Origin of the sequence: Companilactobacillus kedongensis (assembly GCF_003946625.1) — a bacterium.
Lineage (GTDB): Bacteria > Bacillota > Bacilli > Lactobacillales > Lactobacillaceae > Companilactobacillus > Companilactobacillus kedongensis.
In genome coordinates this window covers 322,204-349,001 of record NZ_RHOR01000001.1, presented here as the reverse complement: position 1 = coordinate 349,001, position 26,798 = coordinate 322,204, and the positions used below count along the sequence as shown (strand labels likewise).

38 protein-coding genes are annotated in these 26,798 nt (G+C 35.0%); 8 read left to right on the top strand and 30 right to left on the bottom strand.

Translation table 11 applies throughout. The annotated features are described in order from the left end of the window. Positions 1-174: 174 nt before the first annotated feature. From EKM60_RS01795 to EKM60_RS01780, 4 genes are all read right to left on the bottom strand, one after another. On the bottom strand, positions 175-732 hold the full coding sequence (locus EKM60_RS01795) for a 5-formyltetrahydrofolate cyclo-ligase (protein ID WP_125711844.1): 558 nt from the start codon (positions 730-732) through the stop codon (positions 175-177). Between the two features lie 53 nt (positions 733-785). After that, a complete protein-coding gene (locus EKM60_RS01790) occupies positions 786-1,247 on the bottom strand; it encodes a GAF domain-containing protein (protein WP_125711842.1) in 462 nt (153 codons plus the stop codon). Between the two features lie 59 nt (positions 1,248-1,306). Then, positions 1,307-1,912, bottom strand: a complete 606-nt coding sequence (locus EKM60_RS01785) for a pentapeptide repeat-containing protein (RefSeq protein ID WP_125711840.1) — start codon at positions 1,910-1,912, stop codon at positions 1,307-1,309. 78 nt (positions 1,913-1,990) lie between these two features. After that, on the bottom strand, positions 1,991-2,755 hold the full coding sequence (locus tag EKM60_RS01780; RefSeq protein ID WP_125711838.1) for a formate/nitrite transporter family protein: 765 nt from the start codon (positions 2,753-2,755) through the stop codon (positions 1,991-1,993). 79 nt (positions 2,756-2,834) lie between these two features. Here EKM60_RS01780 and EKM60_RS01775 point away from each other — a divergent pair, with 79 nt between their 5' ends. Further along, positions 2,835-4,016 (top strand): cation:proton antiporter, encoded by a 1,182-nt coding sequence (locus tag EKM60_RS01775; protein WP_125711835.1) that lies wholly within the window; start codon positions 2,835-2,837, stop codon positions 4,014-4,016. A 38-nt stretch (positions 4,017-4,054) separates the two neighbouring features. On the opposite strand, the gene EKM60_RS01770 is transcribed toward EKM60_RS01775, so the two are convergent. From EKM60_RS01770 to EKM60_RS01760, 3 genes are all read right to left on the bottom strand, one after another. Beyond that, a complete protein-coding gene (locus EKM60_RS01770; RefSeq protein ID WP_125711833.1) occupies positions 4,055-4,441 on the bottom strand; it encodes a type II toxin-antitoxin system HicA family toxin in 387 nt (128 codons plus the stop codon). Positions 4,442-4,555: 114 nt separating this feature from the next. After that, positions 4,556-5,659, bottom strand: a complete 1,104-nt coding sequence (locus tag EKM60_RS01765) for a lactate oxidase (protein ID WP_125711831.1) — start codon at positions 5,657-5,659, stop codon at positions 4,556-4,558. Positions 5,660-5,747: 88 nt separating this feature from the next. Then, entirely contained in the window at positions 5,748-6,494 is a 747-nt protein-coding gene (locus EKM60_RS01760; RefSeq protein WP_125711829.1) for a TraX family protein, read from the bottom strand. Between the two features lie 108 nt (positions 6,495-6,602). Between EKM60_RS01760 and EKM60_RS01755 the strand changes: the two genes are divergently transcribed. Then, positions 6,603-6,983 carry a hypothetical protein gene (locus tag EKM60_RS01755; RefSeq protein ID WP_125711827.1) on the top strand — a complete coding sequence of 127 codons (381 nt, stop codon included), beginning with the start codon at positions 6,603-6,605 and terminating at the stop codon, positions 6,981-6,983. A 66-nt stretch (positions 6,984-7,049) separates the two neighbouring features. On the opposite strand, the gene EKM60_RS01750 is transcribed toward EKM60_RS01755, so the two are convergent. Continuing rightward, a complete protein-coding gene (locus tag EKM60_RS01750; RefSeq protein ID WP_164508289.1) occupies positions 7,050-7,484 on the bottom strand; it encodes a MarR family winged helix-turn-helix transcriptional regulator in 435 nt (144 codons plus the stop codon). 108 nt (positions 7,485-7,592) lie between these two features. Between EKM60_RS01750 and EKM60_RS01745 the strand changes: the two genes are divergently transcribed. Then, positions 7,593-8,051 carry a hypothetical protein gene (locus tag EKM60_RS01745; RefSeq protein WP_125711823.1) on the top strand — a complete coding sequence of 153 codons (459 nt, stop codon included), beginning with the start codon at positions 7,593-7,595 and terminating at the stop codon, positions 8,049-8,051. 111 nt (positions 8,052-8,162) lie between these two features. Here the strand turns inward: EKM60_RS01745 and EKM60_RS01740 are convergent, their stop codons facing one another. The 5 genes from EKM60_RS01740 to EKM60_RS01720 form a co-directional block, all read right to left on the bottom strand. Further along, a complete protein-coding gene (locus EKM60_RS01740; protein WP_125711821.1) occupies positions 8,163-8,492 on the bottom strand; it encodes a hypothetical protein in 330 nt (109 codons plus the stop codon). Between the two features lie 61 nt (positions 8,493-8,553). Further along, positions 8,554-10,803 (bottom strand): ATP-binding cassette domain-containing protein, encoded by a 2,250-nt coding sequence (locus EKM60_RS01735; protein ID WP_125711819.1) that lies wholly within the window; start codon positions 10,801-10,803, stop codon positions 8,554-8,556. Between the two features lie 262 nt (positions 10,804-11,065). Then, positions 11,066-11,974, bottom strand: a complete 909-nt coding sequence (locus tag EKM60_RS01730; RefSeq protein WP_225426979.1) for an alpha/beta hydrolase — start codon at positions 11,972-11,974, stop codon at positions 11,066-11,068. A 106-nt stretch (positions 11,975-12,080) separates the two neighbouring features. After that, on the bottom strand, positions 12,081-12,824 hold the full coding sequence (gene pnuC / locus EKM60_RS01725) for a nicotinamide riboside transporter PnuC (RefSeq protein ID WP_125711817.1): 744 nt from the start codon (positions 12,822-12,824) through the stop codon (positions 12,081-12,083). Between the two features lie 368 nt (positions 12,825-13,192). Then, a complete protein-coding gene (locus EKM60_RS01720) occupies positions 13,193-13,756 on the bottom strand; it encodes a peroxiredoxin (RefSeq protein ID WP_125711815.1) in 564 nt (187 codons plus the stop codon). Positions 13,757-13,866: 110 nt separating this feature from the next. Here EKM60_RS01720 and EKM60_RS01715 point away from each other — a divergent pair, with 110 nt between their 5' ends. Both EKM60_RS01715 and EKM60_RS01710 read left to right on the top strand, forming a co-directional pair. Beyond that, entirely contained in the window at positions 13,867-14,523 is a 657-nt protein-coding gene (locus tag EKM60_RS01715; protein ID WP_125711813.1) for an HD domain-containing protein, read from the top strand. Positions 14,524-14,543: 20 nt separating this feature from the next. Continuing rightward, positions 14,544-15,068: a phosphatidylglycerophosphatase A family protein gene (locus EKM60_RS01710; protein WP_225426978.1), complete on the top strand. Its 525-nt coding sequence runs from the start codon at positions 14,544-14,546 to the stop codon at positions 15,066-15,068. Positions 15,069-15,110: 42 nt separating this feature from the next. On the opposite strand, the gene EKM60_RS01705 is transcribed toward EKM60_RS01710, so the two are convergent. Continuing rightward, on the bottom strand, positions 15,111-15,539 hold the full coding sequence (locus EKM60_RS01705; protein WP_125711809.1) for a universal stress protein: 429 nt from the start codon (positions 15,537-15,539) through the stop codon (positions 15,111-15,113). Between the two features lie 145 nt (positions 15,540-15,684). Here EKM60_RS01705 and EKM60_RS01700 point away from each other — a divergent pair, with 145 nt between their 5' ends. Next, on the top strand, positions 15,685-16,254 hold the full coding sequence (locus EKM60_RS01700) for a TMEM175 family protein (RefSeq protein WP_125711807.1): 570 nt from the start codon (positions 15,685-15,687) through the stop codon (positions 16,252-16,254). Here the strand turns inward: EKM60_RS01700 and EKM60_RS01695 are convergent. Next, the gene (locus EKM60_RS01695; protein WP_125711805.1) at positions 16,210-16,755 is read right to left on the bottom strand and encodes an acyl-CoA thioesterase; all 546 of its coding nucleotides are present in this window, start codon (positions 16,753-16,755) and stop codon (positions 16,210-16,212) included. The genes EKM60_RS01700 and EKM60_RS01695 overlap by 45 nt on opposite strands. Positions 16,756-16,841: 86 nt before the next feature. Continuing rightward, positions 16,842-17,396, bottom strand: a complete 555-nt coding sequence (locus EKM60_RS01690) for a M15 family metallopeptidase (protein ID WP_125711803.1) — start codon at positions 17,394-17,396, stop codon at positions 16,842-16,844. 135 nt (positions 17,397-17,531) lie between these two features. Here EKM60_RS01690 and EKM60_RS01685 point away from each other — a divergent pair, with 135 nt between their 5' ends. Beyond that, on the top strand, positions 17,532-17,996 hold the full coding sequence (locus EKM60_RS01685; protein WP_125711801.1) for a hypothetical protein: 465 nt from the start codon (positions 17,532-17,534) through the stop codon (positions 17,994-17,996). Between the two features lie 36 nt (positions 17,997-18,032). Here EKM60_RS01685 and EKM60_RS01680 read toward each other — a convergent pair whose 3' ends face one another. After that, positions 18,033-18,584: a TetR/AcrR family transcriptional regulator gene (locus tag EKM60_RS01680; protein WP_125711799.1), complete on the bottom strand. Its 552-nt coding sequence runs from the start codon at positions 18,582-18,584 to the stop codon at positions 18,033-18,035. A gap of 74 nt (positions 18,585-18,658) precedes the next feature. Here EKM60_RS01680 and EKM60_RS01675 point away from each other — a divergent pair, with 74 nt between their 5' ends. Further along, complete coding sequence (locus tag EKM60_RS01675) at positions 18,659-19,402, top strand: sulfite exporter TauE/SafE family protein (RefSeq protein WP_125711797.1); 744 nt, start codon at positions 18,659-18,661, stop codon at positions 19,400-19,402. A 39-nt stretch (positions 19,403-19,441) separates the two neighbouring features. Here EKM60_RS01675 and EKM60_RS01670 read toward each other — a convergent pair whose 3' ends face one another. From EKM60_RS01670 to EKM60_RS01615, 13 genes are all read right to left on the bottom strand, one after another. After that, positions 19,442-20,299 (bottom strand): SDR family oxidoreductase, encoded by an 858-nt coding sequence (locus tag EKM60_RS01670; protein WP_125711795.1) that lies wholly within the window; start codon positions 20,297-20,299, stop codon positions 19,442-19,444. 438 nt (positions 20,300-20,737) lie between these two features. Further along, a complete protein-coding gene (gene map, locus EKM60_RS01665; RefSeq protein ID WP_125711793.1) occupies positions 20,738-21,520 on the bottom strand; it encodes a type I methionyl aminopeptidase in 783 nt (260 codons plus the stop codon). A gap of 12 nt (positions 21,521-21,532) precedes the next feature. Continuing rightward, entirely contained in the window at positions 21,533-22,075 is a 543-nt protein-coding gene (locus EKM60_RS01660; RefSeq protein ID WP_125711791.1) for a GNAT family N-acetyltransferase, read from the bottom strand. A gap of 708 nt (positions 22,076-22,783) precedes the next feature. Then, positions 22,784-22,969 carry a CsbD family protein gene (locus EKM60_RS01655; protein ID WP_125711789.1) on the bottom strand — a complete coding sequence of 62 codons (186 nt, stop codon included), beginning with the start codon at positions 22,967-22,969 and terminating at the stop codon, positions 22,784-22,786. 26 nt (positions 22,970-22,995) lie between these two features. Next, a complete protein-coding gene (locus tag EKM60_RS01650) occupies positions 22,996-23,133 on the bottom strand; it encodes a hypothetical protein (RefSeq protein ID WP_010019306.1) in 138 nt (45 codons plus the stop codon). Positions 23,134-23,146: 13 nt separating this feature from the next. Then, a complete protein-coding gene (locus EKM60_RS01645; RefSeq protein WP_029606488.1) occupies positions 23,147-23,392 on the bottom strand; it encodes a GlsB/YeaQ/YmgE family stress response membrane protein in 246 nt (81 codons plus the stop codon). A gap of 110 nt (positions 23,393-23,502) precedes the next feature. Then, on the bottom strand, positions 23,503-23,631 hold the full coding sequence (locus tag EKM60_RS11260) for a hypothetical protein (RefSeq protein ID WP_257787685.1): 129 nt from the start codon (positions 23,629-23,631) through the stop codon (positions 23,503-23,505). Between the two features lies 1 nt (position 23,632). Continuing rightward, positions 23,633-24,334, bottom strand: coding sequence for a Fic family protein (locus tag EKM60_RS01640; protein ID WP_125711787.1), 702 nt, complete (start codon positions 24,332-24,334; stop codon positions 23,633-23,635). Positions 24,335-24,497: 163 nt separating this feature from the next. Then, positions 24,498-25,520: a GH25 family lysozyme gene (locus EKM60_RS01635; protein ID WP_164508288.1), complete on the bottom strand. Its 1,023-nt coding sequence runs from the start codon at positions 25,518-25,520 to the stop codon at positions 24,498-24,500. 1 nt (position 25,521) lies between these two features. Beyond that, positions 25,522-25,893, bottom strand: a complete 372-nt coding sequence (locus EKM60_RS01630) for a hypothetical protein (RefSeq protein ID WP_125711783.1) — start codon at positions 25,891-25,893, stop codon at positions 25,522-25,524. Beyond that, positions 25,893-26,204: a hypothetical protein gene (locus EKM60_RS01625; RefSeq protein ID WP_125711781.1), complete on the bottom strand. Its 312-nt coding sequence runs from the start codon at positions 26,202-26,204 to the stop codon at positions 25,893-25,895. The genes EKM60_RS01630 and EKM60_RS01625 overlap by 1 nt, the downstream gene beginning before the upstream one ends. Continuing rightward, on the bottom strand, positions 26,198-26,620 hold the full coding sequence (locus EKM60_RS01620; protein WP_125711779.1) for a hypothetical protein: 423 nt from the start codon (positions 26,618-26,620) through the stop codon (positions 26,198-26,200). Before EKM60_RS01620 ends, EKM60_RS01625 begins: the two co-directional genes overlap by 7 nt. A gap of 40 nt (positions 26,621-26,660) precedes the next feature. Beyond that, positions 26,661-26,798 (bottom strand): XkdX family protein, encoded by a 138-nt coding sequence (locus tag EKM60_RS01615; RefSeq protein ID WP_125711777.1) that lies wholly within the window; start codon positions 26,796-26,798, stop codon positions 26,661-26,663.

The following is a 26,798-nucleotide window of genomic DNA, read 5'->3' as shown; positions in this document are numbered from 1 at the left end:
GTTGCGGTACCTTTTATCCCATATTTATCCATTACTTGTTTAACTTTAATTCCGGCATTAAGATCATTAATAGCTTTTAGTTTTACATCTTTTGAAAACATAGAAAAACCCTCCTGGTTGGATTACTCCAACTAGGAGGGTGCGGTTCATATTTGGTTAACGACTATTTTTAGTTTAATCCACGCAAATCAATTGCTGAATCTTAATATCATGATCTTGAATATCCCATTCCGCACTGTCAAAACGCATTGCGGAAGGTACTAGTGCAACTGTTTTTCCAGAGTACTCAGCAAGAAAACGGTCATAATAACCGCCTCCAAATCCAACCCGATAGTTGGAATCTGTGGCAAAAGCTAATCCCGGAACGATTACTAAATCTGGCGCTTGATTTACTAATTCTTCTTTGTAAACTGGTTCAAGAATACCAAAATCACTTCTAACCAAATCGTTCATATCTGTAAAAGGTAAAAAAGCCATTTGACGATGTGGCATCGTTTTGGGTAAATAAACTTTTTTTCCTTCCTCCATAGCCTTTTTAATTATTGGAGTTGTGGGAACCTCAAATGGTCCGCTAATTGTTGTGGCAATGGACTTAGAATTTTTCCAAGCAGAAGTATCAGTCAATTTAGTTAATAATTCGGACACCTCAGATGTTGTTTTCACTTGGTCACCTTTTAACTGTTTGATTTGTTTTTGACGTAATGTTTTCTTATCGATCTTACTTACCTCCATATTGAATCCTTATAATCTATCTACAAAAAAATACTAACTAAAAAGTTAGCATTTTAATTTATGTGCTCATTTAATACTTTAACAAATTCAGCTAGTTCGGTTTCATTATCCTCTGTGAATCTATTTAGTGATGGAGAATCAATATCTAAAACACCAATTTTTTTACCATCTTTAGTAACTGGTACCACAATTTCTGAATTACTGGCACTATCACAGGCAATATGTCCTGGAAATTCATGAACATTGGCTACTCGATGAACTTTTTGATCATCAAAAGCAGTTCCAACAACACCTGAACCAATTTTAATATGCATACATGCTACTTTACCTTGGAATGGTCCCAGATCCAATTCCTTAGTATTTTCATTATATAGGTAGAATCCAGCCCAATTGAGATCCTCATATGTATCATTGATCAAAGCACTAGCGTTTGCCAAATTCGTAATTAGATTCGTTTCCTCAAACAACAAAGCATCTAACTGTTTATTCATAAGTGTAGTTGCTATTTCTGACATGTTAAGCCCTCCCAGATATTTTGAATAATGTAAAAATTATACCACTTGAGAGATTATTATCATTCCACTTTGATTCCAAAAGTTCCAATTAAAATAGCGGCCTGATATTGATTCACAATTAAACCACGGGCTAGTTCTGGACTAATAACAATGCTATCAAATTCAGCATCCTTTAAATTAAAGCCCTTAAGCTTGGTTTCACCAAAATTGGCATCAGATAACTCTGATCCAGCAAAAGAAATCTCATTTTTAACCTTCAGTGCTTGGAAGTAACTACCGGCTAAATCACAGTCAATGAAGTTTATCTTTTCAAACTTACTTTCGGTAAAATTTGCGTAGGGCATTTTACAAGCTTTAAACTCAGTATTCTTAAAAAAAGAATTATTGAAATCAGCTCCAGATAATTGCATACTGCTGATCTTACAATTATACCAATTACTCTCAGAAAAATTTCCACCAGCCAATTGACTATGATGCCATTCCACATTGCCAAAGCTGATTTTACTAAAGTCAGTTTGGTCAAATTCGCAATGATCAAAAACAATATCCGTAAAACTCATCGTGTCACTGTAAGATCTGAAGTGACATCGTTGATAGTAGTTGCCATCTTCTAATTCGTTCAAGTTTAAAGTTTGGTCAATTATTTTTTCAATTGGTTCAGTCATTAATTGTTCACTCCAGACAGATTAGTAGTTATTATTATACAGAAAAATATAATAATTCATAACTACACGTCCAGATTATTAGTTCTTCTTACGATAACTCAAATAATAAAGACCTGAAACAAATACTGCTCCACCAACCACGTTACCTAAATAAACAGGGACAATGTTTTGAATAAAGTCTAGCCACGATAAACCACCTTCAAAGATTGCTGCAGGAAGTAGAAAAGCATTGGCAATACTATGTTGTAATCCGATCGCCACAAAAATCATGATTGGAAACCAAATCCCCATAATTTTACCAGCTGCATCTTTGGCACCAAATGATAGCCACACAGCAATGCCAACAAACCAATTACAACCTATTCCCGAAACAAAGCTCTGCCAAAATGGACTGGCCACCTTGGCTGTCGCCATATTTACAACAGCATCCCTGAAAATTCCAACATGAGTTAGACCAACAAAATGTCCCAAGAAATATGCAACGCAAATGGCACCAATAATATTCCCAAGCGTAATAATAAATAGGTTCTTAATATAACCCCAAACAGAAACTTTTTTATCATACATAGCGGAACTAACGGCCATCATGTTACCTGTTACCAATTCCCCACCAGCCAATAGGATCACGATCAATCCAATTGGAAATACCGATGCTCCAACCAGCGCACCAACACTGCTCAAATTAGCAGGAATTGAAGCCGAAACTCTGATATCTGCCAAAAACCCCATAGCTATCATTACTCCACCGACAAAACCCAATAACAATTTTGCCAAAATAGTTTTTTTGACCTTTTTAGTTCCTTTATCAATACTTTGTTCTAAAATCTGTTCAGGACTGTACATATTTTTTCCTCATCTCCCATTAATGGTTTAAAATAACCTTATTGTTTTATTTTTTCATTATACAAAAGAAGGTATTTTTATGAGTAAATTTTCGGTATTAATTACACTATTTGCCGCATTGGCTACCCCCTTGATTATGGCGAAATTTCGTATTACTAGAATTCCCGGGACGGTAGCTGAAATTATTATGGGAATAATCATTGGTAAAACAGGATTAGATTTAATTCAGCCTAATGAAACTTTAACTTACTTGGCTAATCTTGGAGTTATCATGCTGATCTTTTTAGGTGGTATGGAGATAGACTTCTCACTCTTTGAAAAAAAGCCTAACGAAGACGGTAAGAAATCCCCACTAGGTTTAGCTTTTGGAAGTTTTATGTCAGTACTGGCCATGTCAATTGTCCTAAGTTTGATACTTTACTACACGGGACTGTTCAACAACATTATCCTATCAACCATTCTGGTCAGCACAATTGCTTTAGGAGTAATCATCTCATTGCTGACAGAAGTTGGATTGTTAAAAATTGAATACGGTCAAACTTTACTGTTGATATCTGCCATGGGTGAATTCATTCCGTTAGTAGCGCTAACAATTTATTCTGCAATTCAACAAAAAAATTACTTCTCTGCTTTACTTCTACCATCAATTTTTATCGTGGCAATTATCCTATTGAGACGTTTTCAAAGGGTTTATACGTTCTTTGATAAAATTGACAAAGCTACTACTCAACTAGACATTCGTTTAGCATTCTTTCTAATATTTACTTTAGTAACCGTGGCTGAACAAATTGGTGCCGAGAGCATCTTAGGTGCATTCTTAGCCGGAGTCGTTATGAAATTATTGAATCCTAAACCAGATACACAAGAAAAATTAAGTTCAATGGCGTACGGATTTTTCGTACCAATATTCTTTATCGTAACTGGCGTAAACTTGAATCTGAGAACCATGCTTAAAGATCAGCAAGCGCTGATTTTGATACCAATTTTCTTTATTGCCTTCATTTTGGCAAAATCAATTATCTTCCTAGTTCTACGACACAGGTTTGGCAATAAGTTCTCATTTGCAGCAGCAATATTAATGTCGACCACTATCACATTGGTACTACCGATCCTGCAAGTTGGTCAAAATTTAAAAATCATCACTGAAGCACAAAACGGAGCTATTACTTTGGCAGCTATTATCACATGTATCGTCTGCCCTATGATTTTCAATAAAATATTGAGTTCTGTTAAAAGTGAAAAATATCAACCAGCTGAATAATACAAAAATGCAGTGTCAAATTAATGACACTGTGTTTTTTATGCCTGAAGTTTTTCCTTTAATCCTTCGACTAAGATTTCTGAGAAGTTAATATGTCTCTTCTCAGCCTCCCTTGCAAGATCGCTTGGAATTCGTGTATTTTTTGAAATCATTGGGATTTTCACAGATTTAGATACTTCATCTAAATCTACACTAACCAGACTTACTACACATTCAGGATTTGAATTTGAAATATCCTTCAAGCTTGAAGAACCTGGTAAGTTTGGCTCATCATAGAGAATTAATCCCAATGCCTCCGAAGCATTTATAATTGATTCCGCTAAACCATTACTCTCATCAAATCGATGATGATCACCATTCATCCTTACTTCATAAAATCCATGATCTTTAAGAAGTTTAACAACATCTTTAGCCAAGTATTCCATAATTATCTCTTTACATAAATCAAACTATGCACTCTATATGCGCATAAGCCAATTCTTTGGAAAACTAAAAGAGGAACTCAGATTTTTCTGAATTCCTCTTTTAGTTTATATCTCTTATTTATGTAATAATTTAGCGTGCTTTACATCATCAATTGTTTTTGTGCCTGCCAATTGCATGATTGTCTTAAGTTCGTCGTTTAAGTGTTCAACAACTGAATAGACACCATCAGCTCCACCCAATGCTAATCCATAAATCATTGGTCTAGCAAGCGCAACGATATCAGCACCACTAGCTAAAGCCTTGAATACGTGTGATCCACGACGTACACCACTATCAAAAATGATTGGGACCTTGTGGTTAACAGCTTTAGCAACATCTGCCAAAACGTCAAATGATGCAGGTCCACCATTTAATTGACGACCACCATGATTTGATACATAAATTCCATCAGCTCCACCACCGATAGCAAGTAAAGCATCTTCAGGACTTTGAATACCTTTAACGATAACAGGTAGACCAGAAATATCCTTAATACGTTGAATATCATCAGGGCTGATCTTTTGAGCAGCGGCAGCATAAATTTCGCCAATACCTTTACCCTTACCATCGCCTTCACTAAATTTAGTCAAGTTAGCCATTGGAATTGGAAATTGGAAGTCATTAATAACATCAGATTCACGATAACCATCTACTGTGGCATCTGCTGTTAAAATAATAGCTTTGGCCCCAGCTTTCTTAGCTTCATTTAATAGTTCCTTATTGAAATCCCAGTCTTTACTCATATACAATTGGAAAAATTGTGGTGAACCATTACCTGCAGCAGCGGTATCAGCAATTGCAGTTGATGAATAAGTACTTTGACCCATCAAAGCTCCAGCTTTTGCCATACCTTTAGCGGTATCTTTTTCACCTTGTGAATGAGCCAAGCCCTGTGCTGCAGCTGGTGACATCATAATTGGTGTTTCTACATTAATTCCAAAAATACTTGTTTTTGTTTGTGGATCATCAATATCACTTAAAACTCTAGGTACAATTTGCACATGATTAAAAGCTTCAGTGTTTTCTTTTAAAGTCCAGTTGTCTTCTGAACCACCACTAATATACCCAAAACCACCGGCTGGAATAATTTCTTCAGCACGTTTTTCTAAACTAGTTAAATTCAAAACGTCAATTTTTCCCTCTCGATCGCTTTGAATGTATCCATTAATTTCTGTCATATGATTGCCTCCCATTTAAGTACCAGATCAATTTAGCACTACTTGTATGGGCTTACAACTAATTATTCTCGTAACACATATAAATTTTTTAATTGACCATATAATTGGCTAAAAGATGGATTATCCACAAATGTGCTGGATAAAAAATATAGAACAAATACTTTAGTTTACGTCCCATTTTACCCTGTTGCCCGCTATAAAAATGCAACATTGGTATGATCAAAATGAAGAACATGCTGCTGGCATTCATAGCAATTCCATCATAAATAGACAACCAATCACTAAGATTTATTAAAGGTATACTCATTGATAATTCTAGGATGGCAAAAAAAACTGCTAAAACTAAATAAGATAAATCACGTCTTTTAACATTCTCATAAGTTAAATTAGTAATAAACATGAATGGTAAAAGTAAGTAACTACCTTCCAAGAATGGAATACAACCAATCAACAACAAGGCAAAGGAAATAAATTTATTGCGACGATTATCAGAATTCCATAAAGTGACAATGAATGCCCCTAGCGCTAATGTGATAAAAATATTGTCACCCAAAATTGACATTTGATATTCCGATTTTAAGAACTGATTCATCACAAGATTTCCAATAACCATGAAAACTCCCCAGCCAGTTAGTCTGAGTAAATATTTTCGTTTACTATGGGTGTAGTAAAGTCCTTCTATTACCAAATATCCAAATCCAACTGCCACCACTCTAGTTATAAGGTGGAAAGTATCGGCCAAGTATGGTGAAATAAAATAAGGTATATGATCTAAAACCATTAATAGCATCAAAATGATTTTAAAAACTTCTCGATCGTATTTAAATTTCTGCATGTATCTCTCCTCTAAGTCGTTATAAACATTATTATGGATAACGTAAAAAGAGTAAATAGACCTTGCAGAGGTGTTCGAGCAGCTTACAAAAATGTAAGGAGAATTTATATGATAGCTTTTAATCAATTTGCCATCGCAATTTCACTGATAATTATTGCAGTAACTTTGATCATTGGCATTATTTTAATTGCGGCTAATACCGCCAAAATAAATAAGAATCTCACCAAAAACAATCAGTTACTAGAAACTGTTAATCGCCCCTTTCTAACGATTTCACTGCACAAAGATAAACTGGCTGTTAAAAATACTGGTAAAACTCAAGCTACGATTGACCTATTGTCCATTGATGATGTTGAAATTGCTGACTTTTCTGGTTTAGTAATAAACCCTAAACAAGAAGTTATTGTTAAAATTGAAGAATCTGGAAATTTAACAGTTGAGTATCATGGCGAAACAAAATCGTATCGTGATAAAATTTCAGCTATTTAAAAAGGTTTAATTTTCTATTGTATTTTGAGAATATACAGGGAAAATTAAACCTTTTTAAATACTATTTTATTCAGATTGTTCAAATTTCTTAGTCTGCTCACTCCAAGATTCCAAACTGTTAAAAATTGTCTTTAAATCTTCGTCATTCGTGTCAACTAGCATTTGATCCCATAATTCCATTTTAATTTTACGGATTGCCGTACAAGCATTCAAACCTTGCGGAGTAATATGTAGCCAAGTTGTGCGATGGTCAGTATCGTCAGGTGTTTTAATAATATATCCTGCATTCTCAAGTCGCGTCATCTCACGGCTCACTAATCCTTTGTTTATAGCCAGTTCAGCCGTAATTTGTTTAGCAGTAATTTGATCATGATCACTGATTAAAAGGAGAAAATTAGCATTACTGGCATTTAGTTCAGGAAGGGTCAGTTCATGATTCATAGCTATCTGGAAGCGACGATGTATTGCCCCAATAAATTTTCCGAGTTTTATAATATCCATGGCAGCGACCTCCTTTGTTTCAAAGTATAGCATATTATATAGTTGACAAATAAACTAAATCCGGTCATTCTATATTAGTTGCTTTGTCAACTATAAGGAGACCTAATTATGAATTTTAAACAACGTTTGCTTTTTATATTATTTATGTCTATTGGTATGGGAACAAGCATGAGCTGGCTGGGAATGGCCAATAAACAAGGTATTAACAGCTCAATGTGGCAAGTATTTTTTATTTCAATACTACCAACGATTGCCTTCGCCTTCGTATTCAATTTATTAGTTGTCAATAATTTAAGTAATTGGATAATTAAATGGAGAACTAAAAAGATGAACAATGAAGTTGCTATTCGTTTAAAAAATGACAATATTCGTGGGTGGATAATATTACTTACAATGAGTTTTACCATGAGTACCAGAGCGCTTCTGATCAACGGAATGCTATTTCACATGACCCCAGTACAATTTATTTTCGGATTCTTTGGAACATTAACGACTGCTTATTTTATTCGTGATGTCTTCATCATGCCAATAGTAAGACGCCTTGTATTTCGAGTTAAGCCGGCTTAATTGAATATAAATATTATTCCGCTTAAATAAATAACAGTCACAGGAAACTTATATTCCCGTGACTGTTATTTATTTTGAAATATTTTATTTTTGTCATTCTAGCAAAATACTCTATTCAGGAGAAATCAACATAATCAAACGATTTACCAGTGTAATAATACGTTGAGTGTCAGCCTCAATATCTTTTGAAGCTCGATTATTTACCATTGTCTGGTTAACTTGCAATAAACCAACCGAATCAGTCTCATCGTTAAATTCAGCAATTGGTAAATCAACTTCATGGTCATACATCGGTACCTTGCCATGTGAAACTTTTACAATTTTTGTTCCTTCAGGCATGCTCAAAATGTAACTCTTAATCCGCTTAAAACTAAAACTATCTCGATAAAAATCATAGATAACACCGAGTTCATCCATAATAAATTTGATTTCGGTATTCATCAGCCTTTACCACCTCTTAAAAATATCTCTCCAATTAAGTATCACGCAACTAACCCGACTTTTACAAGCAGAAATTTCTTAAATGCTGTGCTGTAAACGATGTTTCAACTTTCATTAGATCGACTGGATATCCTTGAAAAAGTACCTGTCCACCATAACGACCACCGCGAGGTCCTAAATCAATGATCCATTGTGCTTGCGATATAATCGACAAATTATGTTCTAAAACAATTAATGTCTTTCCCATGTCTAATAATTTTTCAAATAACTTCAGTAGTTGGTTGACGTCAGATTCATGTAAACCTGTACTTGGTTCATCTAAAATCAACAAATCACTCTGCTTCGACTGACCAAGACTCTTGGCAATCTTCAGACGCTGTAACTCACCACCTGATAAAGTATCTAAAGTCTGCCCTAAATTTAAATAACTCAGATTAGCATCTAATAAATTATTCAAGACTTGATCAACCTTTTTGGTGAACAATCCAACTGCATCTTGTGCGGTCAATTGTAATACGTCAAAAATATTCAAACCGTGATATGTCACGTCTAAAGCTTCATTATTATATCTTTTCCCGTGGCACTTCTCACAAACTTGCTTAACATCCCCCATGTAGGCTAAATCATACTTTATATAGCCTTTTCCATGACATTCAGAACAGGTACCTTGACCATTGAAACTAAATAATGATGCCGATTTGTGAGATATTTTGGCAAATTGTTTACGAATTTCGTCAAAAGCTCCCAAATATGTCAAAACATTCGAACGATTGCTTCCTTTAATAGCACTCTGATCAAAAGTTACTGCCTGCGAATACTTTTGCGTGAACAACTCTCGAATCAAAGTACTTTTACCCGATCCAGCCACACCAGTGACCACCGTTAAAGCATTTTGGGGTATATTGATTGTCGCATCTGTAACATTATATTTGTGAACATGCTCCAAATGATAAAATTTTTCAAATGGTATTTTACTTTCATTTAAGTAATGATGTGCTTGTAAAGCTTGGCCAGTAATCGTTTGAGAGTTTAATAAATCTTGATAAGTTCCCTCAAAAGTGATTTGACCACCTTTTTTACCCGCTTTGGGACCCATTTCAATCACATTGTCAGAAATTTTTATCACATCTGGATCATGATCAATTAGTAATACTGTATTGCCCTGATCACGTAACTTGGTAAAAATCTTGTTAATACCAATTAAATCCTGCGGATGCAAGCCAACACTTGGTTCATCAAAGATATAACAAACATCACTCAAGGCACTATTCAAATATTTTGTCATCTTAATTCGTTGTGATTCCCCACCAGAGAGTGAAGTCGTTGAGCGACTTAAGGTTAAATAATCTAAACCAACTACCTTTAAACTGTTCAATCGTTTCAAAATGTTTTGCAAAACTAGCTCAATCTCTGGATTACCTTTAACTTGCTTTAAAAAATCTATCAAATCATCAATTGCCATTTCACTACAGTCAGCAATTGATTTACCATTAATTTTGGCAGATCGAATTAAATCGTTAACCCTTGTTCCATGACAATCTGGACAAACTTGCTCATTAAATACATCGTTCAAAGCTTGCTGATAATGAAGACCACCTTTTTCCATTATGGTAGTCTTAATCCGTTTAACAACGCCAACATATTGAGAAGTTTTGGGCCACTTAGAAGTTGGATTATCTGGTTTACTTCCTTGGTCGAATAACAAACGTTGCAACTCAACATCTGAATAATCTCTAATTTTCTTATTGTTGTCAAAATTACCAGTCTCTGTATAACGTAACCAACGAAATCCACCTGGTTGAAAAGTTGGAAATTGAATGGCACCTTCATTGAGTGATTTATCAAAATCAAGCAATTTGTGAATATCGACCTGTTTGGTTACACCCAATCCTTGGCATGTTTGACACATACCAGTCGGATTATTGAACGAGTAAACCATCGAATATCCCACAAAGGGCTTAGCGATACGAGAAAACAATAATCTTAGACCCGTATAAATTTCGGTAATAGTCCCAACCGTTGAGCGAGCATTCCCACCAATCTTTTTTTGATCAATAACAATTGAAACTGGTAAATTTTTAATTGACTCAACCTTCGGAGCTTCAAAGTTGGGTAGCATTTGTTGGATAAATGCCGAGTACGTTTCATTTAGCAAACGCTGAGATTCTGCAGCAATCGTATCAAACACTAACGAAGATTTACCCGATCCTGATAATCCAGTAAAAACAGTAATTTGATGTTTAGGTACCTTGACTGAAACGTTCTGTAAATTATTATTTTGGGCACCAATAACTTCAATATAATCTTTCAATTTTCATCCCTCCAACTCATCTGGACAATTAGCATACTTCAATAAAAAATCTATTTCAAATATAAATTAAAAAGTAAAGTGTGATAAAACATAATCAGCTTTCGAGTATTAAAACAAATGGCTCCAGTAATCCGATTTTGGATTAACTGGAGCCATTCGTTTTAAGCATAAAAATCTATGTTTTGTTACACGTTTAAGATGAAAATAGTTATATTCACGGCCTCCTTTATTTACTATAAAGGAACCAAAGGCAACAAGAATACTATTTAAAATACCTCAACGCAAAGTCATCAACTTTACGCACATAATTTTTCTTATCAGTATTATACGCTCTACCATGCTCAGCGCCTTTTACGATCCAAATCTTCTTAGGATCATTAGCATTCTTATAATTAATATAAGCATTTGATGTTGGCACATAAGTATCTTTTGATCCATGAATTATAAAGATCGGTACATGACTATTCTTCAAAGTTTTCTTGGTATCTGCTTGATAAAAATTATATCCAGCAAATATCTTTGAATAAATTGCTGCGGTCTGAACTAATGGAAAACTAGGTAAATTAAACATCTCTTTTAATTGATAATTCAATTCTCCAGAAATGGTTGAATAACCACAGTCGGCAATTGCAAAGTCAACATTTTTGGGATGTTCCCCTAGAGTATACATGACTGTTGCGGCACCCATACTTATCCCATACAATCCAATTTTTGAGTTAGGATTTTTTTGATTCAACCGATTGATCCAGCCCATCATATCTTTCCGATCTAACCATCCATAACCTGCGTACTCACCTTGACTCATACCAAACGAACGATTATCTGGAGCTAAAACATTATATCCTGCCTGATGAAATATTTTAACAAACGAACCCATATATCTGCTGGCACTACCATACCCATGAACTACCACAACTGTTTTATTAGTCTTATTTTCAGCCGGCAGATAACGAGCTTTTAACTCTAGTCCATCTTTAGACTTCTCCGTCCATATAGATTGTTTCTGTGATGCAAACCATTTATTATTGCCTTTTAATTCAATATTAGCATCCTTACTACTGTAGTTACCCTTCTTGAAAGCAAAGTTAAACAAATAAGCTCCCCCAGCCAAATCAGCAACTAGCAGTAGTCCTATAAGGACAACCAAAAATATTTTTAATCCCTTTTTCATATCAATAGTCCTTTTTTCAATTTTAATTGATTCTAAACCAAAAAGATCTATTAGTGAACAAAAAAATTCCATCTTTGCGTTAACAAAAATGGAATTTTTTTAAATATTAATCTGCTTGTTCTTCAAGTTTTTCTTCACTAACTTCAGCTGGCTTATGGAACCAGTGTGTATGTGAATCAAAGAAAGCAATCATATCATTCATAAAGTACATGATATATGTTAGGAACAGTACAGGGCTGGCGTCGCCTTGCATGGCTGTAACACCCCACAAAACGATTGACATAACACCTTGTGCTGTCCAGAAATAATATTGTTCACGGAAGCGCAATGTACATAATAATGCACCTGTAAATCCGATTGCACTAGCAACTGAATCAATAATTGGTCTTGGACTGATGAAAATATTTGTATCCATCAAATAAAGTAATCCCCATGATGCAAAGAAGAATAATGCCGTTAAAAGCCACTTAGGAGCTGTTAAACCATGAATATGTTTTTCAGCATCTTTAGCCCACTGTGGACTGATCAAAACAGGAATATCCAAAAGTACAATATAACTGGCTTGTAGCACAACATCAGCAAAGTTTTTAGCATCAATAGCTACAACGATATAAATGAGGGCTGAAACTAGTCCTAAAACACCATTTAATGGTTTAGCGTTGGTGATCGCTACAGTACATGTAAAGCCAAGAACTCCGGCGAACCATGTTAATATCGCAATAGATGTAATATGGCTGGAAAGTGTTGAAGCAGTGATAGCTCCCAATCCAAACATCAAAAGCATATAACTCTTAAAGCTCCAATGTTTCATTTGTTCGACATACCACTTGGGACTGAAAATACTCGTCATAAATAAATCTTCTCCTCATTTTGAGAATGCCACAAAACATCCTCCCTCGAATTGGTGATAGGACCTAATTAATTAAGATAGCAAATCTAAAATAACTCGGTTCTTACAATCAAACGTCTGTTCACCTAATCAGACAACGATTAAAATAATACCACTAGTACCCGTACCTAAATCAAGTCTTTTAGCATAATTAATTTTATGATTATTTTAATGATTTTGAATATGCCTAGAGGGACAAGGAGTTATATAAAATTTATCGCTGTATAAATCTTTTAGATAAATAAATACCAGATAAAGTATGCTAGAATTTTAAAGGCACTATATCTAGCCACAAAAAAAGTCGGAACAAGTCCGACTTTTCAATTAATTTAAATTTTACCAACTAAGTCAGCACCCGGTTTGATAGTCTTTTCACCGGGATGCCAGTTAGCAGGACATACATTATCACCGTTTTCGGCAACAAATTGTGCTGCTTGAAGAGTTCTAAGGATCTCTTGTGCATTACGACCAATACCCATGGCATTAATAGTATATGACTTAATGACACCTTCTGGATTAATTATGAAGACGCCACGATAAGCGCGACCACTTTCCTCTTCTATCAAATCAAAGAAATCAGCCAACTCATGTTTTTGATCTGATAGCATTGGATATTCAATCTTACTGATCGTATCAGTATTCTGAGCCCATGACATATGTGAAAATTCACTGTCGACAGATACTGAATAAATCTCAGCATTATTCTTCTTAAATTCTGAGTATGAACTCTCTAAATCTTCAAGTTCGGTTGGACAAACAAAAGAAAAATCAGCTGGATAGAAGAATAGGATCGACCATTTACCTAAAAGGTCATTCTTCTTATAATTTACTAGCTCACCCTTGTGATAAGCTTTAACATCAAAATCAGGTAGTTCTTTATTAATGTAATTCATTACTAGTCCTCCCAAATTCAATTAAATGATTACATGTATACTTTATCACTATTAATACTAAATATATTTCAAGTTTGATAAGATATTTATATCAAAAAAGGAGAAAACTTATGGAACTTAGTCAACAGATCAAAAAAATTCGTGATTTTGCATATGGAAAAATGCACAACGACGCCACGGGGCACAACTTTGATCATATTGTGAGAGTTATAAAATCAGTCGATACCATTCTCTTAACAGAACACGCCGATCATCTAATTACTTACGGCGCCGCCTATCTGCATGATGTTGCCGATGATAAATTGGTTGACGACCCGGCCGAATTGGAAAAAGAAATAGCTGATTTTTTGAAGAGTATTGAATTAACCGCTCAACAAATCGAAGAGATTCTTTACATAACTCATAACCTTTCCTTCAGCAAGACTCTAAGTCCCAATCCTCCTAAATTATCGTTAGCTGGACAAATTGTCCAAGATGCCGACCGTTTAGATGCTATCGGAGCAATCGGAATAATTCGTGCAATTTACTATGGTGGCGTTAATGCTCAAGTTATTTTTGATCCCAAAATGAAACCTAGAACTAATATGGATAAAAAAGAATATCGTAATTTAAAAGATGAAACTATCATTAACCATTTTTACGAGAAATTAATCAAATTAAGAGCTATGATGAATACGGAAACTGCTAAAAAAATAGCTGACGGACGTCATGAATTCATGTTGCAATTTTTAGATGAATTCAAGGGCGAATGGAATGGCGAAAAATAGACCCGAGGGAGTGTTTAATTTTGACATCATTCAAACAACAGGATACGGAGTATTACAATCATATCGTTAGAAATCTCAAGGAACGTGGGGTTCACTTAAATGACATCGCTGAAATAGTTATCTTCTTGGAAAAAGACTATATCAACGGATTAGATGAAGAATTATCGATCCATGCCATCAATAAAGTGCTACATAAACGTGAAGCACAAAATGCCATTATGACCGGTATTGAGCTAGATGTCTTGGCCGAAAAAGGACTATTATCATCCCCCATGCAACGAATCATGGAAACTGATGAGTCTACTTATGGAATTGACGAAAATATGGCTATCACCTTAGCTAGTTTGTATGGGTCTGTCTCTGTTACTAATTACGGTTATGTCGATAAATTAAAACATGGCGTACTAGCTAAACTAAACGACAAATCAACTGGCAAGATCAATGTCTTCTTGGATGATCTAGTTGGTGCGATTGCCGCCGCTGCCTGTGGTTGGTTAGCACACAATGAAGAAGCCGTTCAAGAATGGCTAAAAAATGAAAAATAAATAGTATTAAAAAAGACAACTTTCTTATGAGAGTTGTCTTTTTTATGGCACAAGCATGACTGGTAAATCAACGTTTTCAGAAACATACCTGGCGACTGACCCCATAAGTATTTTGGTGATCATTCCTTTACCAGTCCTACCCATAACGATTAAGTCGGCATCAACACTTTCGGGAATCACCTTAGCTATTAATGACTTTGGGTCTCCTTCTTTAAAAATAAGCCGATATGGTATCTTAGAATTAATTAGTTGTTGTTCTGCCGTTTTCAAAATTTTATCAGTTTGATTTTTTATATCTTGAATTAAATCAGGCATATAATCTACCCCGACATTTACAGGTACGCTATCGACACCAGCAATCGAAGCAACGACAACTTCTGATTCACTCTTCTTAGCCATTTCGATACTAATTTCTAAAGCACGAAATGATACTGGGCTTCCATCTATAGCCACTAGAATTGTTTTGAACATTGTTCTTACCTCCTATAGTCATCCTCTTATTATTAGGATATTTGATTCAGAATTTTCTCACAAGAAATTACTCAACCACATCTAGTCAAGTTAGATGCATATAACCATTCTCGGTAGTAAAATTCTAATCACGAGGTAAAAGACAATGTTTAAAAACTCAAAAAGTCGCTTTGATGGTATTTCTGATGGAATATTCGCGGTTGTTCTCACAATTATGGTTTTAAATATTAAGGTCCCTCAATCAGTCTCTGATAGTTCAATCCATCAACTGATTAGAGAAATCCTGATTTATTTAACTAGTGTCGGTGTCGTTTCACAATACTGGTTCTTTCATCAAGAAATGTTTAATGCAATCAAAAATATCAAAAGTCACTTGATGATCCTTAACATGTGTTTTCTTACTACTGTTTCACTGATCCCATTTGCTACAGCTTGGCTCAATGATAATTTATTCTCAAGAATAACTGTTATCACATTTGCATTAGTCTTAACAGTTGCCAATTTCTTTCAGTATTTAATGTTTAGACTGATTCTGAATAATTGCTCAAAGACAAACAAGCACGACTTAGAAGAAAAAAGATCAGCATTGATTATGCTGATCAGTAGTTTTATTTATTTGATTGTTGGCGGAATATTCCCACCGATTCTATTAGTATTAGTCGTTTTAAGCCTATTTATCCGTTCCAGTGTAGCCTACATTATTAGACACTTCTGACGACCAGGGAAAATCTAAGCTTATATTCTGATTGAATTTTTCCTGAGTCAATAACTTCTCCATCCGTTCAGACTGACGTTTTTCATAACCTTGGCAAACGTATTCAGCTTCTGGATTATCAGGATGGATCATTGGCAATTTGATATCTTTATCAATAACTACAAAGGTCGAAAAACATGTTAATCCCAAAAATCTTTCACCTGTTTTTAGATGTTCACCAATAATTTTAGTAAAAACTTCAATCGAACGACTACCTACTCCTGAAACATAAGATTCAGTACACATTGAATCCTGCAACTTAAATGGCAAAATAAAGTTGACCTGATCGATTGAAGCGGTGACCGTTTCGATCCTAGCAACACGCGATGCTGGAATCGAAGAATTATCATCGATCGTAGCCAGAATTTTCCCACCAAAAACCGTATTATGTTCGTTTAAATCTGATGAAAATACTCGATGATTACTAATAGATAATGTTCTTGAACAGTCAATTGAATTCATATATAATTTCCTTCACTTTTAATCATTTTATTGTCCACCCTCGATTGTACTATGAATCAAAGACTTTTGATATTGTGAAAGATAATTTAATATTCATTTGGATTGGCACTAGCAGGTTTATAGGAATCCATTTCATTGTCACGATAATCCCACCACTCATTTTCGTATCCAACAAATCCTGCTTTTCTCATGGCTTTATCAAGAATTTGATAATTTTTTTCGTGAATTGCGGAACGTTTAGCATTTCTAAAAGCAGACGCTGTAAAATTATCAAACTCCGTCTGCATAGGTAATTCATTGCCCTCTAAATCACAAACAGTTAGATCAAAGGTTACACCTTTTTGATGTGAAAAGTTAGGATTTGGTCTGGCAACAAATGACGGGTCTGGATAAACTTCAAACAATCTCTCTTGTGCAGATACAGGCCGATAAGCATCCCATACTTTAAGCCGATATCCCTGTTCTCTTAAATCAGCACTAGCTTTAGCCAATTTTTCGGCGGTTCCTGTCCGAGCAATTGCCGTCGAAAAATCATAAACGATTTGTCCTGTAAAATTATTTGTGGTCGCATATCTTAAGTCAACAATAATACTAGGATCTAGCGATTGAATATTGGTAAAGCCTGATTTTGATTGTGACATTAGGTACCCTCCATAAATACGTATTAGTCTTCAGTATACTAAGCTATATTTTAGTTAGCACTTTTGTTGCTCATGGTATTGCATCAGCGTTGTAAGCGCTATAATTAAATAAATAGATTATCAGGGGGGATTTATATGAAAGTTGCAAAATTAGTAGTCGGAATTATTCTTATTGTTTTATCACCATTTATCGTTTTTCAAAGTATCGCTGCACTGTTCGTCTCAGCCGTTTCCAAAAGTAGCCAAGCAAGTGGTCCAGCTGGGGTCTTAATGGCCTTTTCCTTTCTAGTTTCTGGCATAGTTTACATTGCCACACACAATAGTGACAAACTAGGCGGCGATATCGCTAATGCCATCATTCTAGTCCTATTCGGAGCCATCGCTATGTTAAGTGCCGGTGGTGTTTTCGGTGATTTGATAATTTGGATCTGGATCGGATTCATTGTCGGATTAGGATTTTTGATTTGGCATTATATAATACATCGTTCTGCAACAAAAAATTCAGTTCAACAACAAAATTACAATCAGAATAACTATTATCAGCAAAACCAATCGGCACCAACTAGGATGCAGACTAGATCAGCTAGACATCACAGATAGAAAAAGCTTCTGAGAAAATATTTCTCGGAAGCTTTTTTACGACAATATTTTATATAAATTTTCTTCAAAACTAACCGTATTTTTTATCAATGGGTTATGGAATAAGCCTACGCTCTCACTTACAACTTCACCAATAACTAAACCACGAATCCCCCTAGTGATGGTCATCTGTTTAGCCTCATCTTGAACAAAAACATCCATGAATTTTTCCATCATTGAGTTGATCTCCAAAACATATTTGAAATCCTTCTTGTTTGTTAAATCAGAAGACTTAATCGCCACCAAAGATAAGGAAAGATTCTCAAGACCAAACTCACGCATGACTTTGGCGATCTTAACCACCCCCTCTTTACCGCTGTATCCCAAACATTCATTTTTTATAGTTTCAGTTAATGTCTTGAGATAATCTTGCGCAATGGCAGAATTCAATTCATCTCTATTTTTGAAATAGAAATAAAGTGCTTGTGTTTTGCAATCTAATTCTTTGGCTATATTTGAAAAGGTGGCCGAATCAGCATTACCATTTAAAACTAAGTCTTTTGCAGTTTGAACAATCTTTTCAGCAGATAAATCACGTTTTTGTGTCATTTACTACGCTCCTCGCTTTACATTTTACACCTTGTAAATTATAATTACTAGTTGTAAACAAGGAGATGTCGAACATGACTTATATATCTTTAATCGTCATCGGTTTTTTGATCGGTGTATTAGTTCTTTCAACTGGCGGTGGCGGTGCTGCTATGTACCTAGGTGTATTGACCACTTTCTTCCACTTAAGTACACCAGTCGCCGTTGCCACTTCAATTTTTACCGCGTTTCCATCATTAGTAGTTGGTGCGATCGGACACTACCGCAATCACAATATTCGCTTCAAAGTTGGTAATAGAATGTTGATTGCTGCCGTTCCAGCAACCATAATTGGTTCCCTCTTATCTCCTTATATTCCTAAAGACATCTATACTTGGATCGTAGCAGTTATTTTTGTTTTACTTGGGATACAGATTTTTATTCAAATATTTTCACCAAGTAAGAGTAAAAAGCACTCTAAATATGACAACTTAAAGGCAACCATGTTCGGAATTATCAGTGGTCTAATGGTCGGAGTTGCTGGATTAAGTGGTGGCGGTCCTATTTTAGCAGGATTATTACTGTTGAATCTTGACATGGTCAGAGCCGTTGCTACCTCGGCCTATATCCTAGTTGGAACTAGTGGTGTTGGTCTGATCTTTCATTTAAATAATAATATAAATTGGTCAATTGGATTTAGTTTGATGGCTGGAGCGATTCTTGGAGCCTTAGTAGCACCAAGATTATTAGCCAAAGTTGATCCTATTAAATTCACTACCTACGTCAAACCAGCACTAGCTGTTTTGATTATCTTTATGGGTATTAAAATGGTCATCTAAGCAAAAAGACACAGGACAAAAAATATGTCCTGTGTCTTTTTATTTAAGTTCCTTTTTTAGAAATTCTTTTAAATCAGTTGCTGGATGTCCCATGATTTCTTGATAGTCATCTGTAATGATGTTCAACAATCCCATGGCACCGGCTTTATACATTGACCCTAGCATATGACCCTCGCCACCTTGATTATACATATCAGAAAATTCCTGCAACGTTACTGGTTGATAACCAATTTCATGACCTGATACATCTGTTAAAACTTGTGCTAGTTCAGGCATCGTATAGTTCTTCGATTGCGTTAACGTATATACTTTGCCGTCTTGACGTAAATCATCTGAAGTAGCGACCTTCGCAAAAGCCTCAGCACTATCTTCCAAACTAATAAAACTCAACGCCTCTTTACCAACCGGATAGATAACATTCTTACGCTCGATCAACTCCGGTAAGTATGGAATCAATGGATCCGCATAAAGCGCATTTTTAATAATCGTAAAGTTCAAATCTGATTCTGCTAAACGACGTGGTAAATATCCATAAAATGCTGATAGATCAAAAGGATTGTTCTCTTGATCAGCAATGAATCCCATAGCTAAGATATGTCCTACATGAGCTTTTTCGGCTGCTTTGATAACATTTTCTAGTTCTGTTACACGACTGAAGCTATCGTGACTTTTGCTGGGAACGTATACGAATACATCTTTATTGATTAACGCCTCGATCATCATATTTTCGTTCAAATAATCTATTGGTAAAACTTCTAACCCTTGATCGGACAAATTTTTAGCCTTGCTTACGGTATGAACACCAACACTTATATCTGAGTTAGGCACAAATTTTTGAATTTCTTTTAAAATTTGTGACCCTAAATGACCTGTCGCACCAGTAATAATATATTTCATATTTATCCACTCCCTTAATTCGATAACAACATGTTACTTTATTTATTACAGCTTTTCAAGTGTTTTATTTTGATTGGCCCGCATCCGGTGTTGAGTAATTTCACCTGCTAAGTTGAAGGTATCGTTATTCAAAAAAAGAAAAAAACCAATAATATCAAGTTATCTCTTGACTAATAGCAGAAAAAAACCATATCCTTGATATTTCTGGATATGGCTATAAATAATATTACACTTACAAAAATTAAAGTTGTTCTAAAAGAGCCGGAGGACACGAGAAAAGTTTGCCAGCAGTGACAATGGCGTTAGACCAGCGATTTTCTGGTCTTACACCATGAACGATTTCGAGATTTGCACCGCAAAGCTCAAAATCGAGATCCCAGACCAAGGCTAGGATCGGTTCCACAGCAGGCAAACTTTTCTTGTGTCCGTAGGCGGAAACTATAGTAAATACTTAGCGTCATGCTCTTTATCAAATGATGTCAAAATCTTAGGACCTTCATCTGTAATAACAATTGTATGTTCATACTGACAACTTAAACTGCCATCAACTGTATAAATAGTCCAACCGTCATCTCCGGGTTCACTACATCTCCAGTCACCCACGTTAATCATAGGTTCGATTGTGATAGTCATTCCCGCCTTTAAACGTGTTCCGTGACCAGCTTTACCATAATGTGGTACATCTGGTAGTTCATGCATTGTGGGTCCAATTCCATGTCCAATATAATCACGGACAACTCCATAACCTAGACCCTCTGCATATGTCTGAATGGCATGTCCGATATCGCCAATACGATTACCAACAACGGCTTGATCAATTCCTAAATAAAGTGATTTGAGCGTCACGTCCATCAATTTTTTAACTTCTGGTGATGCATTTCCTATAACAATTGCATGACAAGCATCACTCATATAACCGTCATATTCAATAACCGTATCCAATTTTATCAAGTCACCATCTTTAACGATAATATCCTTACTTGGACAACCGTGGCAGATCATATCATTGACACTGATACAAGTTGAATACTTGTATCCTTCAAAATTCAACTCACCAGGGATGGCATTATGGCCAACGATATACTCGTATGAATATTTATCGATCTCCCACGTACTCATACCAGGTTTGATAAATGTTTCTAATTTGTGGAATAAACCAGTCAAAATCTCCCCTGCTTTTTCCATGCCTTCAATTTCTCTTGTTGATTTAAGTGTTATCATCTCTAAAATCCCCTACAATTTTTTATTAAATAGAAAACAAGTCATTTTTTCATTAGACTTTCTTCCCGGTTCCAACATTCTTCTAGCGTCAAACTGTTCAAAGTTCCGATGTTGATAGAATTGATAAGAACAATTGCTGTCAGTAAATAAGTATACTTGTTTTTCTGGAAATTGTTGTTCCAAGGACTTCAAAAGTTTACTCCCAATTCCTTGATCTTTTCTAGCGGGATCAACCGCGAAGAGTGTAATTTCACCATCAAGACTAATTTTTGATTGCAGATCTTCTAACATTGCCTGATTGACCTGCTCATACGTATAAGAGTTTCGATCAAATACCATCCCTATTATCTGTTGGAATGAATCAACATAAATTTTATCCAGAATACTTTGACCAAGAAGAACTTCATTTTTGAATCTCGTCATTATGGCGCCACACAGCTGATCATCTTCGTATGCCGCAAGCGCAACGGTTGAATTGATCCATGCATCACGGACAAAATATTCAGCGTATAATTTTTCAGCTGTTTTTGAATCCGTGTAGCGGTTAAAGTTCATCCCTATTGCTGAAAAATTGGCTAATTTGGATAGATCTTGCTTTTTAAGTCGTTGAATTTTGATGGTTTGATTTCCTCCTATTTGGGTAAATAAAAAGTGATAAAACTCAATTAATAGTTTTATCACTTTTATAATTTTTAAGGAGAGTACAGGATTTTAAAAAGCCTATATATCAATCCCCATTTGAAATATGCGCAAAATATGCGCAAAGTCTTACTTTTTATTATGTTTTTCTACCCATTATATGGTGAAAACATTTAGAATTGATAGTCTTTCAACAGCTCAAATTATATCACAGCTATATCTTTAAAATTAAGTTTTTTAAATAAATAAAAAAAGCCCACCACCTAAATTAATAGATGTGAGTTGTTATAATTTTGCAAATAAAAAAAGCCCTACTTGACAAAGGCAAATGACAAGCTAGGCTTCTACTAGAACGGCAAGACTACTGAGCGTTGTAGTCAAGAGATACGAAACATTCAAAGCTTAATACAATTTTTTGTTACACATTGATTCGAGTTGTTCACATTTGGCATAGCTATCATTGCCGAGTTATTAATCGCAATTTTTATTCATTAGTCAGCAGTGCGGCAGATGTGGGATTGAGCCCCCGCATCTGCTTTTTTTGTGTTTACACAATAACACATACTTTAATTTATATCCAATAAAAAAACCAAACCTAATTTAATAGGTATGGTTAATTCAATATTACTTTTCAGACTTCTTGTTAATTTTTTCAGCAACCTTATCAACAATATTGTCGGCTTTTTCTTTGGCTTGTCCAACCTTTTCTTGAATCTTACCTTTTAGCTCTTTCTTATCATCGTCAGTTGCTTTTCCAACTGTCTCATTAGTTTTTCCTTTAATCATATCTTTTTTGCTATCAGTACTCATATTAACATCTCCTTTTGAATATATTCTTAATGAACCTTTTTTTGCAATTCATCGCCAGCTTTATCAATACCTTTAGCAGCAACAATAGTTCCTCCTATAAGTACACCTCCAACGATCAATGTACTAACAGCCATAAAAGCAAAAACATTCTTTAATATACCCATGATGTGATCCTCCTCAAGCTTTTTTTCTTACTACGAAGGATACAATCAATACAAGAATGATTGCTCCAATCAACGATGGAACGATTGCCATTCCTGCAAGTTGCGGACCCCATGATCCTAATATTCCTTCACCAATGAAGGATCCCACAATACCAGCTATTATGTTAGCAATCCACCCCATAGATTCTCCTCTATTGGTAACTGCACCAGCGATTGCACCAATAACTGCACCTACTATTAGAACCCATAACCAATGCATAAAATCACTCCTTTTTATATTTATAATTAGATGCTAATATATTGAGACTATTTTTGCAAATTATACACAAAAAAAGCTCACACCTAAATTAATAGATGATGGGTACTTTACTATTCTGTTGACAATTTTCTCAAAGCCTCAATTATACTAGGCTGACTCAAAATATTGTTCAAAGCCTCTTCTTTAGTCTTTTTTATAGTTTCATCTGTATAAATATTTGTTTCTTTTAAGTTTTTCATTTTATTTACCTCTCATAATGAAGTTTTCAGTAGATCTGTCAATATCATACTTTACATTATTCCAAATAAAAGCATAAACATCATACTCTGACATTTTTTTATTAGCAATATTCATGGAGACTTTTTTATATAAATCTGATTCTATATCAACATCTCTACTATCAAATATATAAAAGTTTAAATACAAGAAAACCATCGCTGCAAGAAGACCTGTACGTTTATTTCCATTAGAAAATGCTTGATAATACGCTGTTCTATACCAATATTTAGAGGCCTTGCTTATAATTGTTGGACAAATATCTTTCCCAAAGGAAATAGAATTTTTAACATTGTCCACCGTATATTGTAGTGTTCCAATATCAGTTACGCCATATTTGCCATAAACTCCACTTTCTTTAAAAATTTTTTGGGAATCCGAATTGAATTTAATAAAATCGTTAATATTTAAATATATCGTACTTACGCCTACTACCAAATATTGTTTAAACTTCATGCCATCTAGTTCTGCAATTATTTTACCATGACTCACATCAACTTGCTTTGAAAAGACACTTAAAGATGCTCCTTTTGGTATACGAAATTTTTCCATTAATTGCCTGTGCATTATTCGTAACAAGTTTTTAAATTCTTCGTCACTTCTATAAGTCCAATATATTACACCTTGATAGGTACTTTTTCTATACTTTATTTTATATTCCTTCATAAAGTAAATATATCACAAAAAAGCCCACCATCTATTAATTTAGATGATGGGCTCTTCTAACACTATCAAAGCTAATTCAAAATCGAGGTAATTTATAGCGTTGTCCACGTCAATGAGCAACCTTAAGATAACGCATATTATTTAATTTGTCTAGTCTTTACTATTAAAATCTTGAGCCAGAAGTGTACTCAAACGGAATAAATTGATCAGTAGCAATTTTTGCCATTGGAATTCCATTAATGATTCGAACTCCATCGGTTTTAAATGCTTTCCCAGTGCTGACAGACGCATTCTGCGCCCTGTTTCCTTTTGAATCAAAGACAGGTGCAGGTGAATCGTCCGTATATTTAACGATAATAAAATCCTTAAAAGTCGTTTTTGAAATGGGAACAAAGATATCGGTAGCGATTTGGTAATGTGGTTCATTATTGATCATAACAATATCTGAACTCTTCCAAGTTGAACTTGCCTCATACGTTTCAGGTCGCTCAATACCTAATCTATCCACTGGTTGTGTTTGCTCCGTCAGCTTGATAACATTTTCTACTTTAGGCTTTTCGGGTTCAACCTTAGGTTGTGTGGTTGCTTCAGTTTTGACTGGTTGCTTATCAAAGATACCCCAGTCGTAGCTCATGTCTTGAGAACCACCGCCCCAGCTTGATGTGTACTGCCAAGCGACAATGTTACCTCTAGTACCACAATCAGATGATCCATAATTAGCTACCCAAGTCGGATATTTATTAGCATTTAAGATACCTTCGTTGAACCAGCTTGCCATGCTGTATTGGAATACGTTTGTATAGCTTTGTGTTTTAAGATAATTAATGAAAGCATCAACATAGCTTGCTACTGCCGACGTATTAAGTGATGGATCTTCGACATCAACACATAGTGGCGTATCTTTTTCAAAGCCAAGATTAACAACTGATTGTTCAAAAAATTTTGCTTCATTAATAGCATCTGCAACACTTGATGCTTTGAAATAATGATAGAAGCCTACATTCATACCTGCTGCTAAAGCATTTTTAGCTTGAGTTCTGGCTTTTGGATTCAAATAGTTAGATCCGTCTGCACTACCTTGCGTAGTTTTAATGAAAACACTACCTACTCCATGACTTACAAAGTTTTGAAAAAATTGTAAATCTGAACGTTGATAACTAGAAATATCTGCAAAATAATCAGTCATGTTAGTTCCTCCTCGTATTGACGCTAGTATCATATTTTGGAGCTGTGACCTCGTTCAATTGTGGAGCTTCGTCAACCTTTGTGGAGCTACTCTCCAACTCGTAGCCACCTAATGCACCCTTAATACCAGTGAATAGACCAGCAGTCCAGCCACCAACAAGGAAACCAGCTATACCAGCTTTGATAAAGTTAGTATCTCCAAATGCCTTGGCAACTATTAGACCAACTAAAACACCTACAACCATTGATATGAATGGCATGTAGGTGTTTTTAATTCTAGTAGTCTTTGCGTATCCCGTTGCAATATAGCAACATACTGCAATCAACAATAATTGACTAGCATCAATCAAATTTAAATTTTGGATTATATCCATTAAATGACCTCCTTATCTATTTTTCTTTTTAATTCACCAATCTGTGTAGTTAATTGGTCGGTTACTTTCTTTTGTGTATTCAAATCGTCCTTGACCTTTTTTAACTCTGATTCAAGTTGCGAATTCTTACTTTTTAACTCGGAACGTTCATCAACCAAGGCATTAATCTTGTCTACGTTTTCAATGTAATGATCTGCATACACACTTTCGTTACTACCATCATTTCTTAATTTTTGAAGCAATAATCCAAAAACGCCAGTTACAAACGCACCACCTAACGCCGACACGATAAATTTAAAATTATCTACCAATCTGGATTGCTCCAAAATGCTTCTAAAAGAATCTTAATAATGATAATGAATGAAATCATGGTAGTGAAATTAGGACTAAAATGAACGATTCCAATAACTTGCATCATAGCTATGTCATGGAATAGAAACATTAAAAAATAGAACGTCCAAATGAAAAGTGGTAGAAATGTAACTAACTTTTGATTAAGTCCTCGTAAATAATGGAAGGAAGAAATAATTACATACAACCCCACAGTTACAACCGGAATCGAAAACATTGGTTCATCAATATGCATTACAAAATCCGGTGGACGATCAATAAAGTTATTAGATAGGATCATAGTTATTCCTAGTGCTAACGTTTCAAGTCCATTAATAAACCAAGCTCGATTGAGCCTGAAATAGAGCCAGCAAGTGGACCTCTTTGGATTATCCACTTAGATCACCCTCTTTATATTAAAATAGCTAGTCTTTCGACTAGCCTGCGTCCTCTGTATATTCATCACCGGTGATATTTTTGAAATCATCTTTTGAAATAATTGAAGGTACATATCCGATAATATCTTCCTTCTTTAGTGTTCCCCATCCGAATTCCATTTTTAATAAGCTAATCAT